The organism is Allosphingosinicella indica (genome assembly GCF_900177405.1).
GTDB lineage: Bacteria > Pseudomonadota > Alphaproteobacteria > Sphingomonadales > Sphingomonadaceae > Allosphingosinicella > Allosphingosinicella indica.
The window spans coordinates 2,725,136-2,737,519 of the sequence record NZ_LT840185.1 but is presented as its reverse complement, the minus strand read 5'-3'; the positions used below and the strand labels follow the sequence as shown (position 1 = coordinate 2,737,519).

Genomic DNA, 12,384 nt, shown 5'->3' with positions numbered 1-12,384 from the left:
GTGTTGCTGGCCGTCGCGCTGCCTGCGCAGGCAGCCGTCACCATCACTTTCTACTCGCGCGAGTTCGGCGAGCGCTTCCCGCATGCCTTCGTCGAGCTGGGTGGGACGATGGACCAGGACGGAACGCCGGTGTCGGGCACCTGGGGATTCACCGCGCGGACGCTTAGCCCGGCGATCCTGATGGGTTCTGTCCACGGCATGGTCGAAGCGGTGACCGACGGATACAAGGCGCGGAGCAACGCGCATTTCACCGTCACGGTAACCGACGACCAGTATCGCAATGTTTTCGCGGTGATCGAGGACTGGCGGACGCGGCCGGGCAAGTCCTACAATCTCAACAGCGCCAATTGCGTCCATTTCGTCGGCGAGATCGGGCGTGCGGCGGGGCTGACCGTGGTCAACGATCCCAAGCTGATGAAGAAGCCAACCAGCTATCTCATCGACGTGATGCGCCAGAACCCGCGGCTCGAAGCAGCCGGAAGGACGACGGTGGCACGCTGAGCGGCGGTCAGCCGGTCAGCACGCCGTGCTTCTTCTTGCCGGCGGATATGCGGACTTCGCCTGACACGGAAATCTCGCAATCCTCGTCGGCCTTCTCGCCGTCGATGCGGGCGCCGCCACCGGCGATGAGCCGCCGTGCTTCGCCCTTCGACGCGACGAGTCCGAGCCCGACCAGCGCATCGACCAGCGAGATCGTGCCATCCGCCACGGCGTGGGTCGGTAAAGCCTCGCCAGCCGCGCCTTCCTCGAAGGTGCGCCGTGCCGTCTCGGCCGCGTCACGCGCCGCGTCTTCGCCATGCGCCATCGCGGTGGCCGCGTCCGCCAGCACCTTCTTTGCCTCGTTTATCTCCGCCCCCGACAGCGCTTCCAGTCGCGCTATCTCCTCGAGCGGGATGTCGGTGAAGAGCTTCAGGAAGCGGCCGACGTCGGCGTCCTGCGTGTTCCGCCAGAACTGCCAGTAATCATAGGGGCTGAGCGCATCGGCGTTGAGCCAGATCGCGCCCTTCTCGGTCTTGCCCATCTTGCCGCCATCGGCGGTGGTGATCAGCGGAGTGGTGACGCCATAGACCTCGACGCCGTCCATCCGCCGGGTCAGTTCGATACCGTTGACGATATTCCCCCATTGGTCGCTGCCACCCATCTGCAGACGGCATGCGGCGCGCTGCGAAAGCTCTCGGAAATCATAGGCTTGGAGGATCATGTAGTTGAATTCGAGGAAGGAGAGCGATTGCTCGCGGTCGAGCCGGAGCTTCACCGAATCGAAGCTCAGCATCCGGTTGACCGAGAAATGCTGGCCGACCTCGCGGAGGAAGGAGATATATTCAAGCGCGTCGAGCCATTCGGCATTGTCGAGCATCACCGCATCGGTCGGCCCGTCGCCGAAGGTCAGGAAATTGGCGAAGACGCGCTTGATCGAGGCGATGTTGGCCGCGATCGTCTCGTGGGTCGAAAGCTTGCGCGCTTCGTCCTTGAAGCTCGGGTCGCCGATCTTGCCGGTGCCGCCGCCCATCAGCACGATCGGCTTGTGCCCGGCCTGCTGGAGCCGGCGCAGCAGCATGATCTGCACGAGGCTGCCGACGTGCAGCGACGGCGCGGTGGGGTCGAAGCCGATATAGCCGGGCACGATCTGGCGCTCCGCGAGCGCGTCCAGCCCCGTCGCATCGGTCGTCTGGTGGATATAGCCGCGCTCGTCGAGCAGGCGGAGCAGGGAAGATCGATACTGGCTCATGTCGCGCGCCGCATAGCCAAAGCCGCGCCTTGCGTCATCCCCGCGCACGCAGGGCTTCGCGCCGGGCGACGAGCGCGGTAATCGATCCGGATGCGACAAGTGCTTCTCTGCCACCCGGACACCCCGGCCATCGCCGTGCGCTCGGTCGAAGCCGAGTTGAGCATGGCCGGGGACGAGATCGTGCTGAGCTTCCGTGCAACACCGGGCGACGGATTGACGCTGCCGGCGGTCGCAGAACCAGCGCGCACCGATGCGCTGTGGCGGCACACATGCTTTGAGCTGTTCGTCAGCGAGCCGGACAGCGACGCCTATTGCGAGTTCAATCTGTCGCCCTCGACGCAGTGGGCCGCATATCGCTTTTCGGGTTATCGCGCGGGCATGACCGCGCTGGAAGTGCCTGCAATTCCGCGAATCGAGACGGCATGGCAGGGCAATGCCTTCATTTTGACCGCAGACCTTCGCCTTCCAGTGCGCCGTCGACCATTGCGCATCGGCCTTTCCGCTGTGATCGAGGAGAGCGAAGGCACCAAATCCTATTGGGCGCTGCGCCATCCGCCGGGCGTGCCGGATTTCCATCATCCCGATAGCTTCGCGCTCGAACGGCCTGTCCTTTGAGGCCGGTCCGTCACCCCGGACTTGATCCGGGGTCCACCTTCTTTACCAGCAGGCAGAGGGATGCCGGATCAAGTCCGGCATGACGAAGAAGGTTGAATGATGAAATTCGGCATCGACCGGCTGCTCGCCGAACCCGCTCTCCGCAAGCCGCTCGACGGCAAGCGCGTCGCGCTGCTCGCGCATCCCGCGTCGGTGACGGCGGACCTCACCCACAGCCTCGACGCGCTGATCGCGGCGGGGGTGAACGTCTCGGCGGTGTTTGGGCCGCAGCACGGCGTTCGCGGCGATCTCCAGGACAATATGATGGAGACACCCGACGAGATCGACCCGATCTACGGCATGCCGGTATTCAGCCTCTATGGCGAGGTGCGCCGCCCGACCGGCCAGTCGATGGGGACGTTAGATGTCCTGCTCGTCGACCTGCAGGACGTCGGTTGCCGCATCTACACCTTCGTCACGACCCTGCTCTACGTGCTGGAGGCCGCAGCGGCGCACGGCAAGGCGGTCTGGGTGCTCGACAGACCAAATCCCGCGGGCCGCCCGGTCGAGGGACTGACGCTCCGCTCCGGCTGGGAGAGTTTCGTCGGCGCGGGGCCGATGCCGATGCGGCACGGCATGACGCTCGGCGAGATGGGCGCTTGGTTCGTCGATCACTTCCGGCTCGATGTCGATTATCAGGTGATCGCGATGGAGGGCTGGGCGCCCGAGGCCGCGACCGGATTCGGCTGGCCGCCCGAACGCGTCTGGATCAACCCCAGCCCCAACGCTGCCAACATCAACATGGCGCGGGCCTATGCCGGCACGGTGATGCTCGAAGGCACGACGCTGAGCGAGGGGCGGGGGACGACGCGGCCGCTCGAGCTTTTCGGCGCCCCCGATCTCGACGCCCGCGCGCTGATCGCCAAGATGCGCGAGCGGGCGCCCGAATGGCTCGCGGGCTGCACCTTGCGCGACATGTGGTTCCAGCCGACCTTCCACAAGCATAGCGGCGCTCTGTGCAGCGGCGTCTTCATCCACGCCGAAGGGGGCGGATACGATCACACAGCCTTCCGTCCATGGCGCGTGCAGGCGCTGGGTTTCAAGGCGATCCGCGCGCTGCATCCCGGTTATGATCTATGGCGCGACTTCCCCTACGAATATGAGTTCGACAAGCTCGCCATCGACATCATCAACGGATCGCCGCTGCTGCGCGAATGGGTCGACGACGCTGCGGCGACGCCCGCCGATCTCGACGCGCTAACGCTGCCCGACGAAGCCACCTGGCAGGAAACGCGCGCGCCGTATCTGCTTTATCCGTGACCAGTGCAGGCGACCTGAGCCGCACCGCGGCCGCGTTGATGCGGGGGGGGCGGCACGAAGAGGCGATCAAAGCCTATCGCGCGCTGCTCGCCTCGCATCCCGATACGCCGTCCGCTTGGTACAATCTCGGCTATCTGCTCCGTCACGCGCGGCGCTTCGAGGACGCGCTCGCGGCTTATGCCGAGGCGCTCGGCCGCGGCATCGACGCGCCGGAGGAGGTGCATCTCAACCGCGCGGTAATCCTGATCGATCATCTCGCCCGGCCCGACGATGCGCAGGCGGAACTGGAAGCGGCGCTGGCGCTGCGCCCCGATTATGGGCCCGCGCTACTCAATCTGGGAAATCTGCACGAGGATCGCGGCGACCGCGAGGCGGCGCGCGCCGCGTACACGCGGGCGCTCGACGTCTCACCCGGAGGCTCCACTGCGCTCGTTCGGCTGGCCGGCTTGGTCACGGGAGACGAGCGTGCCGCGATGATCGCGCAATTGCAGCCGGCCTTTGCCGTTTCCTCCGGGGAGGAGCGCGCGGCGCTCGGTTTCGCGCTGGGACGGCTGCTCGACGCGGACGGCGACTATGATGCGGCTTTTGCCGCCTATCGCGATGCCAATGCGGCCAGCGGGGCGGGCGGATCAAGCTACGACCGGTCGCGTCATGATGCCTTCGTCGATCGGCTGATCGCTACGTTCCCAGTGGCGGCGGCACCGCCGCCTGTGGGCAAGCCGCCCGTATTTATCTGCGGCATGTTCCGCTCCGGATCGACGCTGGTCGAGCAGATCCTAGGCCGCCACAGCCGGGTGACGCCGGGGGGTGAGCTGGACATCATCAGCGCGCTGATCTGGGAGAGGCTGCGGCCTTATCCCGACGCTGTCGCTTCCCCGTCCGAAGATGCACTGTTGACTATCCGCGATGCCTATTTGGCGCAGGCACGGGCGCGACATCCGGGCGCCGATCTGCTGACCGACAAGCGTCCGGACAATTTCCTGCACATCGGCCTCATCAAGACGCTCTTCCCCGACGCGAAGATCGTCCACACGGTGCGCGATCCGCGCGACACCTTGCTGTCGCTCTATTTCCTCCATCTCGACGCCAGCCAGTCCTACGCGCAGGATCTGGAGGATGCGGCGCACTGGCACCGCGCCTACGCTCGACTCATTGCGCATTGGCGCGGCCTCTACGGCGCCGACATTCACGACGTCGATTATGATGCGCTGGTCGCCGATCCGCGTGCCGAGCTTGCGCCGCTGCTCGATTTCCTCGGCCTGGAATGGGAGGAGGGCCTGCTCGATTTCCACACCGCCGATAATGCGGTACGCACGGCAAGCGTCTGGCAGGTGCGCGAGCCGCTCTATCGCCGTTCGTCCGGGCGGTGGCGCAACTACGCGCATCTGCTTCCCGATCTTGGTCTCTAGGCCTCAGCTCTTCCGGCTGAGCTCGCGCATCGCGTCGTCGAGGCCGTCGAGCGTCAGCGGATACATCCGGTCCTTCATCAGCTCGCGCATGACGCGGATCGACTGCGAATAGCCCCAATGCTGTTCGGGGAGCGGGTTGAGCCATACCGCCGCGGGATAGGTGTTGACGAGGCGCTGCATCCAGACCGCGCCCGCTTCCTCGTTGAAATGCTCGACCGACCCGCCGGGGTGAGTGATCTCATAGGGGCTCATCGAGGCATCGCCGACGAGCACTAATTTATAGTCGTGGCCATATTTGTGCAGCACGTCCCAGGTCGGCGTCCGCTCGGAAAAGCGGCGGGCATTGTCCTTCCACAGCCCTTCGTAGGGGCAATTGTGGAAGTAGAAGAATTCCAGATTTTTGAACTCGCTGGTCGCCGCGCTGAACAACTCCTCGCAGACGCGGATATGCGGGTCCATCGATCCGCCAACGTCGAGGCAGAGCAGAAGCTTGACGGCATTGTGCCGCTCCGGGCGGAAACGCACGTCGAGCCAGCCCTGGCGCGCGGTGCCGTCGATCGTCGCGTCGAGATCCAGCTCGTCCGCCGCGCCCTCGCGCGCGAAGCGGCGGAGACGGCGGAGCGCGACCTTGATGTTGCGCGTGCCCAGTTCCTTGGAACTGTCGAGATTGCGGAACTCGCGCTTGTCCCACACCTTGATCGCGCGGCCGTGCCGGCCCTCGCCGCCGATCCGCACGCCTTCGGGATTGTAGCCGCCGTGCCCGTAGGGCGAGGTGCCGCCGGTGCCGATCCACTTGCTGCCGCCCTGGTGCCGGCCCTGCTGCTCCTCGAGCCGCTTCTTCAGCGTCTCCATGATCTCGTCCCACGAGCCGAGCGATTTGATCTCCTCCATCTGCTCGGGGGTGAGATAAAGTTCGGCGACCTTGCGCAGCCAGTCCTCGGGGACTTCGGCCTGTTCGGTGTCGTAACTCGTCTCGATGCCCTTGAAGACCTTGGCGAACACCTGGTCGAATCGGTCGAGCAGGCCCTCGTCCTTCACGAAGGTCGCGCGGGCGAGATAGTAGAACTCCTCCGGCCGCGCCGCGATCACCTCCGCGCCGAGCGCGTCGAGCAGCGTCAAATGCTCCTTCACCGACGCGGGAATGCCCGCCGCCCGCAACTCGTCGACAAAGGAGAAGAACATCAGTCCGCGGCGCGCTCGACCGTGCGACCGACCGAGGACACGTCCTGGCCGACGCCGCGGACGGTGTTGCAGGCGGCAGTCAGCAGGATGGTCGAGATGGCAGTGCAGAGGAGAATTTTGCGCATGTGCGGCCTTTCGTGGATTCAACGAGAAGAAGTCAGCCTTGCCGCCGCGCCATGAAGGCGAGCCGCTCGAACAGCATGATGTCCGCCTCGTTCTTGAGCAAGGCGCCGTGCAGCGGCGGGATCGCCTTGGCAGGATCGCGCGATTGCAGCACGTCGAGCGGCATGTCTTCGTGGAGGATCAGCTTCAGCCAGTCGATCAGCTCGCTGGTCGAGGGCTTCTTCTTGAGGCCCGGCACCTCGCGCACCTGGTAGAAGATGTCGAGCGCCTTGGAGACGAGGATCTGCTGGATGCCGGGAAAATGGACATCGACGATCGCCTGCATCGTCTCGCGGTCCGGAAATTTGATATAGTGGAAGAAGCAGCGGCGCAGGAACGCGTCGGGCAGCTCCTTCTCGTTGTTCGAGGTGATGACGACCACCGGGCGCTCGGCCGCCTTCACCGTCTCCTTGGTTTCGTAGACGTGGAATTCCATCCGATCGAGCTCTTGAAGGAGATCGTTCGGAAACTCGATGTCGGCCTTGTCGATCTCGTCGATCAGCAGGACGGGGAGGGTGGGCGAGGTGAACGCCTCCCACAGCTTTCCGCGCTTAATGTAATTGCCGATGTCGTGGACGCGCGGATCGCCGAGCTGGCCGTCGCGCAGCCGCGCCACCGCATCATATTCGTAGAGACCCTGGTGCGCCTTGGTGGTGGATTTGACGTGCCATTCGATGAGCGGCGCACCTAGCGCGCCGGCGATTTCATGTGCCAACACCGTCTTGCCGGTGCCAGGCTCGCCCTTCACCAGCAGCGGACGGCGCAGCGCGACCGCGGCGTTGACCGCGACCTTGAGATCCTCGGTCGCGACATAATCCTTGGTGCCCTCGAAGCGCATCCGAACCCTTTCCGTTCACGTCAAGGGTGTGGCTTAGGCAAGCGGGGAACGCGGTGCAAGTTTCGGGAGGAGGTGAAGATCAACCGCCCGCCCTGAGCTTGTCGAAGGGCTGTCCTTTCTTCCCAGCCCCGCAAGAAGTGCAGGGCTTCGACAAGCTCAGCCTAAGCGGAAGTGGTGGTGGAGGTGGATCAGGCCAGCGCGCGGGCCTGCTGGCGGGCTTCGAGCAGGTCCCAAAGGCCGCGGTGCTGAATGCTGATCTGCTCGGCGCCGAACAGTAGCGCGCGCTGCAGGGGCGGCGCCACCGCAAAGCGGTCGGCAGCCTCGGCGATCCGGTCGGCATTGCCGATCACATAAGGCGGAGCCTCGACCCCAAACCGTGCCGCCGCGAGGTCGACCACCGTGCGCACTTCGGCCCAGTCGAGCGCCAGCGCGAGCGCCGCGCCGAATGCGCAACCGCGCCGCTCGGAACAGGCGAGCATCGCGATCGCGTTGCGCTGGGCGAGCAACGCAGCATCGCTGTCCGCGGCGCCAGGGGTGCCGGGCACCGGGCCCGCAGCCACCGCGAGGTGGGTCAGGTAGCCGCGCTCGATAGCGAAAGCGGAAATTGCGTCTTCCAGCCAGGCTCGCGCGTCCTGATCGGGCGTGCGATTGGCGGCATGGTCGATCGCGCCGGGATGGCGGCCGTGCAAGGTGCAGAGGAAATGGATGGCGTCGGCAAGGTTGCTCGATGCCTCCGGCCCGTCGCGCAGCGCCGCGCTCCACAGATAGGGATGCGACGCGCTGCCCGACCGGGCGACGAGATTGCGCAGCAGTTCTCCCGGGCGCGGCGCGCCGGCGATGTCGAACGATGCTGTAGCCATCCGATGCCTTTCCGAACACTCGAGCGCGCTGGTGTACGGGCAGTGCTTATATCAAATGGCGTAAAGACAGGGTTTATGCGGTCTTAGCCATATTTGCGGGGATCACGGATAGGCGATCCGCATTTTGCCCGCCGCCGCGATCGCCGCGCCGACAGCATCGTCGACATCGCCTCCCGAAGCCAGCGCAACCGCCATGCGCCGGTTAGGGCGCGTGACGGGCTTACCGAACACGCGCACGTCCACCTCGCGGCCATTGCCGCCAAGCGCCAGCGCATCGGCGAGCCCGCCGATCGAAAAATCCTCCGCCTCGCGGTCGGCGAGGACGACCGCCGAAGCGGCGGCGGGATAGCGGAGAGCAATCTCGGGGATGGGCAGCCCGAGGATCGCGCGAACGTGCAGGTCGAACTCGGAGAGATTTTGCGAGAGCAAGGTGACCATGCCGGTGTCGTGCGGCCGCGGTGACAGCTCGGAAAAGATGACGCGGTCGCCGGCGACGAAGAACTCTATTCCAAAGATACCGTAGCCGCCGAGATCGTCGACCACCCGGCGCGCCATCGCCTGCGCGTCTTCAAGCGCCTGCGTGGACATCGGCGCCGGCTGCCAGCTTTCGCGATAATCGCCCTTTTCCTGCCGGTGGCCGATCGGCGGGCAGAAGAGAATGCCGTCGCGGGTGCGGACGGTGAGCAGGGTGATCTCATAGTCGAAGCGGATGAATTCCTCGACGATCACGCGCGCCCGGTCGCCGCGCATGTTGGCGACGGCATAATCCCATGCCGCCTCCAGGTCTGCCTCGCGCTCGACCGTGGTCTGGCCCTTTCCGGAGGAGGACATCACCGGTTTGATGACGCAGGGGAGCCGGGTATGCGCGGCGGCGGTGCGGACCTCGTCGAGGCTTTCGGCGAAACGGAAGCGTGAGGTTTCGAGCCCCAGCGTCTCGGCCGCGAGCGCGCGGATCGCATCGCGGTTCATCGTCATCTGCGCGGCGCGCGCCGAAGGCACCACCGTCGTCCCCGCCGCCTCGATTTCGGCGAGCACTTCGGTGCGGATCGCCTCGATCTCCGGCACCACGAAATCGGGGCTGTGCTTGCCGACGGCGGCGCGGAGCAGATCGGCGTCGAGCATCGAGAAGATCTCGGCTTCGTCCGCGACCTGCATAGCGGGCGCGCCGGCGTAGGAATCGCAGGCGACGACATAAGCGCCGAGCCGCTTGGCGGAGATGACGAACTCCTTGCCCAACTCGCCCGAGCCCAGGAGGAGGATCTTTGCGGTGAAGCTCATCGCCGCCTCCTAGGCCGGCAGGGACGGCGCCTCAAGCGCCGGTGAGAAATGTGGCTACGGCCTCGCGTTGGGCAGCGGTCATATGCAGCCCGCATTTGGTGCGCCGCCAGAGCACGTCTTCGGCATCCCGCGCGAATTCGTGGGTGCGGAGATAGGCGATCTCCGCCGCGCTGAGCCCCGCGCCGAAATCGCCGCCGAGCGAATGGGCGCCGCCGATCAGCGTCTCGACCCGCGTGCCGTAGGCGCGGAGCAGGCGACGGCGCTGCGTATCGCCCAGCCAGGGATATCGGGCAGCGGTCGCGGCATCGAGCGCGGCGAAGTCGGCGAAATCGCCGCCCGGCAGCGGTGCATCTGCCGTCCACGCCGGCGCGACAACGCCGAGCGTTTCCAACGCTTCCTCGGCAAGCGCGCGGGCGGTGGTGATCTTGCCGCCGAACACGCTCAGCAATTTCGGGCCGGGATCGGCATCCAGCTCGAGATGATAGTCGCGCGTCACCGCCTTCGCGTCGGCGGCGCCGTCGTCGTGGAGCGCGCGGATTCCCGCATAGCGCCATACGATGTCGGAAGGCGTCACCGCGCGGCGGAAATAGCGGTCCACCGCTTCGCACAGATAGCGTTCCTCGTCCGCGGACGGCGCGGTATCGTCCGGTGCCTCCACCGGAACGTCGGTAGTGCCGACCAGCGTGAAGTCCCGCTCATAGGCGATCGCGAAGACCACGCGGCCGTCGGGCTGCTGGAGGATATAGGCGTGATCGCCGTCGAACAGGCGCGGCACGACGATATGGCTGCCCTTGACCAACCGCACCTTCGACTCGGCACTTTCGGCGAGGCGTTGGCCGAGCACCTCGGCCACCCAAGGCCCGGCGGCATTGACGATCGCCGCCGCGCGCACCGTGCGCCCGTCCGAAAGCTTCGCCGACCAGGCATCGCCATCCCGCGCTGCCGAAACGAGCGCGGTACGGATCGCGATCTCCGCGCCGCGTTCGCGGGCATCCAGCGCGTTGAGCGCGACCAGTCGCGCATCGTCCACCCACGCATCCCAATAAGCAAAGGCGTGAGCGGCTTTAGCGAGCGGCGCGGTGAGCGCCGGATCACGCACGGTCCGGGTGCGCGGGAGGCTGCTGCCGTGCGCGAGCAGATCGTAGAGCATGAGGCCGGCGCGGATCATCCACCATGGCCGCATTCCGCGCGCGACAGGCAGCACGAAGCGCAGCGGGCGGACGATGTGCGGCGCCGTCTGCAGTAGCACCGCGCGCTCCTGCAGAGATTCGTGGACCAGCCGGAAGGCGAACTGTTCGAGATAACGCAGCCCCCCGTGGATCAGCTTGGAGGAGGCGGAGGAGGTGTGCGCCGCGAGATCGTCGCGCTCGACTAGCAGCGTCGCCAGCCCGCGGCCCGCGGCATCGCGCGCGATCGCGGTCCCGTTGATGCCGCCGCCGATGACGAGAAGGTCGTAACTCACCGGCGCCTTTTACCGCTAATCTGCGAAAGCTGGAATCCATCCGTGCTTCGTGTCACCAAAAGCCATGACCGAACGGGCCATCCTTGTGATCGACGCGGGCACGACCAGCACGCGAGCCATGCTGTTCGATCCGGACGGCGGATGCCGCGGCGTCGCGCAGCGTGACATCACCCAGCATTATCCCGCGCCTGGATTGGTCGAGCATGACGCGGCCGAAATCTGGGATCGGACGCACACCTGCATCGCCGAGATGGTCGAGGCGGCGGGCGGTGCGAACCGGATCGCGGCGATCGGCATCACCAATCAGCGCGAGACGATAGTCTTTTGGCGCCGCAGCAGCGGCGAGCCGCTGGCGCGCGCGATCGTCTGGCAGGACCGACGGACGGCGGCTGCGTGCGAACGGCTGCGCGAAGCGGGCGTGGAACCGCGCGTCCAGCAGGCGACGGGGTTGGTGCTCGATCCGTACTTCAGTGGATCGAAGATCGGGTGGGCGCTGAGCAACTGGCCGGAAGTCGCGGCTGCCGGGAGTGACCTAGCGGTCGGCACGATCGAATCCTGGCTGATCTGGAAGCTCGCCGGCGGGCGCCACGTCACCGACGCAACCAATGCTTCGCGTACTGCGCTCATGGATATCGGCACCGGCCGGTGGGACGAGGGGCTGTGCGACCTGTTCGGAGCCCCCCAAGGGGCCCTGCCAGAAATCGTCGATTGCGCCGGTCCGATCGCGACGACCAGCCTTTTCGGCGCCGCAATCCCCATTACCGGCGTCGCCGGCGATCAACAGGCGGCCGCGATCGGCCAAGCGTGCCTCCGGCCCGGCGACACCAAGGCAACCTACGGCACGGGTGCCTTCGTCCTGACCTGCACCGGCAGCGAGCGGACGATGTCCGAACATCGCCTGCTCGCAACGGTCGGCTGGCAACTCCATGGACAGCGCAGCTACGCCTTGGAAGGTTCGGTGTTCGTCGCCGGGAGCCTCGTCAAATGGCTGCGCGACCAGCTCGGCTTCGTGGCGACCGCGGCGGAAACCGAGGCGCTGGCGCGATCCGTCGCCGACAATGGCGGGGTGTTCGCGGTGCCTGCGCTCGCCGGGCTCGGCGCCCCGCATTGGCGACCCGATGCGCGTGCCGCGATCACAGGCCTCAGCTTCGCTACCGGCCGTGCGCATATCGTCCGCGCGGCGCTTGAGGCGATGGCGCACCAGACGTTCGACCTGATGCAAGCCTTTACCGCCGACGGCGCGCGCTGGGGGACGCTCCGGATCGACGGCGGCATGTCAGCGAACGACTGGATCGCGCAGGATCTGGCCGACATCCTGGAAGCGCCGGTCGAGCGCCCGGCATTTGTCGAAACGACAGCGCTCGGCGCGGCGATGCTCGCCGGCGTGGGCTGCGGCCTGTTCGGCTCGCTTGCTGAAACGGCCAGTGCGATGCGCGGCGAAACGCGCCGGTTCACCCCCGCGATGGACGCCCCAACCCGCGGCGCCCGCATTGCCGGCTGGCGACAAGCGGTCGGGCGCGTGCTCGACTAATCCTTAACCCGGCGCCGCT

General features: G+C 66.4%; 12 protein-coding genes. 5 read left to right on the top strand and 7 right to left on the bottom strand.

The features are described from left to right. Complete coding sequence (locus tag B9N75_RS13530; RefSeq protein WP_157123856.1) at window positions 1–501, top strand: hypothetical protein; 501 nt, start codon at window positions 1–3, stop codon at window positions 499–501. 7 nt (window positions 502–508) lie between these two features. Here the strand turns inward: B9N75_RS13530 and tyrS are convergent, their stop codons facing one another. Beyond that, entirely contained in the window at window positions 509–1,729 is a 1,221-nt protein-coding gene (gene tyrS, locus B9N75_RS13525) for a tyrosine--tRNA ligase (protein WP_085219718.1), read from the bottom strand. A 90-nt stretch (window positions 1,730–1,819) separates the two neighbouring features. Between tyrS and B9N75_RS13520 the strand changes: the two genes are divergently transcribed. From B9N75_RS13520 to B9N75_RS13510, 3 genes are all read left to right on the top strand, one after another. After that, on the top strand, window positions 1,820–2,344 hold the full coding sequence (locus B9N75_RS13520; protein ID WP_085219263.1) for a DOMON-like domain-containing protein: 525 nt from the start codon (window positions 1,820–1,822) through the stop codon (window positions 2,342–2,344). 99 nt (window positions 2,345–2,443) lie between these two features. Then, the gene (locus tag B9N75_RS13515) at window positions 2,444–3,643 is read left to right on the top strand and encodes an exo-beta-N-acetylmuramidase NamZ family protein (RefSeq protein WP_085219716.1); all 1,200 of its coding nucleotides are present in this window, start codon (window positions 2,444–2,446) and stop codon (window positions 3,641–3,643) included. Further along, window positions 3,640–5,052 (top strand): tetratricopeptide repeat-containing sulfotransferase family protein, encoded by a 1,413-nt coding sequence (locus B9N75_RS13510; RefSeq protein WP_172840890.1) that lies wholly within the window; start codon window positions 3,640–3,642, stop codon window positions 5,050–5,052. Before B9N75_RS13515 ends, B9N75_RS13510 begins: the two co-directional genes overlap by 4 nt. Window positions 5,053–5,055: 3 nt before the next feature. On the opposite strand, the gene B9N75_RS13505 is transcribed toward B9N75_RS13510, so the two are convergent. The 6 genes from B9N75_RS13505 to glpD form a co-directional block, all read right to left on the bottom strand. After that, window positions 5,056–6,234 carry a vWA domain-containing protein gene (locus B9N75_RS13505; protein WP_085219261.1) on the bottom strand — a complete coding sequence of 393 codons (1,179 nt, stop codon included), beginning with the start codon at window positions 6,232–6,234 and terminating at the stop codon, window positions 5,056–5,058. Further along, window positions 6,234–6,359: an entericidin A/B family lipoprotein gene (locus B9N75_RS13500; protein ID WP_085219260.1), complete on the bottom strand. Its 126-nt coding sequence runs from the start codon at window positions 6,357–6,359 to the stop codon at window positions 6,234–6,236. Before B9N75_RS13500 ends, B9N75_RS13505 begins: the two co-directional genes overlap by 1 nt. A 32-nt stretch (window positions 6,360–6,391) precedes the next feature. After that, window positions 6,392–7,234, bottom strand: a complete 843-nt coding sequence (locus tag B9N75_RS13495; protein WP_085219259.1) for an AAA family ATPase — start codon at window positions 7,232–7,234, stop codon at window positions 6,392–6,394. A gap of 188 nt (window positions 7,235–7,422) precedes the next feature. Further along, window positions 7,423–8,094, bottom strand: a complete 672-nt coding sequence (locus B9N75_RS13490; protein WP_085219258.1) for a DUF6975 family protein — start codon at window positions 8,092–8,094, stop codon at window positions 7,423–7,425. A 102-nt stretch (window positions 8,095–8,196) separates the two neighbouring features. Beyond that, window positions 8,197–9,372 carry a formate-dependent phosphoribosylglycinamide formyltransferase gene (gene purT, locus B9N75_RS13485; protein ID WP_085219257.1) on the bottom strand — a complete coding sequence of 392 codons (1,176 nt, stop codon included), beginning with the start codon at window positions 9,370–9,372 and terminating at the stop codon, window positions 8,197–8,199. A gap of 31 nt (window positions 9,373–9,403) precedes the next feature. Further along, window positions 9,404–10,834: a glycerol-3-phosphate dehydrogenase gene (glpD, locus tag B9N75_RS13480; RefSeq protein WP_085219256.1), complete on the bottom strand. Its 1,431-nt coding sequence runs from the start codon at window positions 10,832–10,834 to the stop codon at window positions 9,404–9,406. A 64-nt stretch (window positions 10,835–10,898) separates the two neighbouring features. Here glpD and glpK point away from each other — a divergent pair, with 64 nt between their 5' ends. Next, window positions 10,899–12,365 carry a glycerol kinase GlpK gene (gene glpK, locus B9N75_RS13475; RefSeq protein ID WP_085219255.1) on the top strand — a complete coding sequence of 489 codons (1,467 nt, stop codon included), beginning with the start codon at window positions 10,899–10,901 and terminating at the stop codon, window positions 12,363–12,365. The last annotated feature ends 19 nt before the right edge of the window (window positions 12,366–12,384 follow it).

Bases quoted from the DNA above. Each gene is read 5' to 3' on its own strand.
- B9N75_RS13515 (WP_085219716.1), top strand. From the start codon at position 2,444: ATGAAATTCGGCATCGACCGGCTGCTCGCCGAACCCGCTCTCCGCAAG.
- B9N75_RS13490 (WP_085219258.1), bottom strand. From the start codon at position 8,094: ATGGCTACAGCATCGTTCGACATCGCCGGCGCGCCGCGCCCGGGAGAA.
- B9N75_RS13500 (WP_085219260.1), bottom strand. From the start codon at position 6,359: ATGCGCAAAATTCTCCTCTGCACTGCCATCTCGACCATCCTGCTGACT.
- tyrS (WP_085219718.1), bottom strand. From the start codon at position 1,729: ATGAGCCAGTATCGATCTTCCCTGCTCCGCCTGCTCGACGAGCGCGGC.
- B9N75_RS13495 (WP_085219259.1), bottom strand. From the start codon at position 7,234: ATGCGCTTCGAGGGCACCAAGGATTATGTCGCGACCGAGGATCTCAAG.
- glpK (WP_085219255.1), top strand. From the start codon at position 10,899: ATGACCGAACGGGCCATCCTTGTGATCGACGCGGGCACGACCAGCACG.
- B9N75_RS13505 (WP_085219261.1), bottom strand. From the start codon at position 6,234: ATGTTCTTCTCCTTTGTCGACGAGTTGCGGGCGGCGGGCATTCCCGCG.
- purT (WP_085219257.1), bottom strand. From the start codon at position 9,372: ATGAGCTTCACCGCAAAGATCCTCCTCCTGGGCTCGGGCGAGTTGGGC.
- B9N75_RS13520 (WP_085219263.1), top strand. From the start codon at position 1,820: ATGCGACAAGTGCTTCTCTGCCACCCGGACACCCCGGCCATCGCCGTG.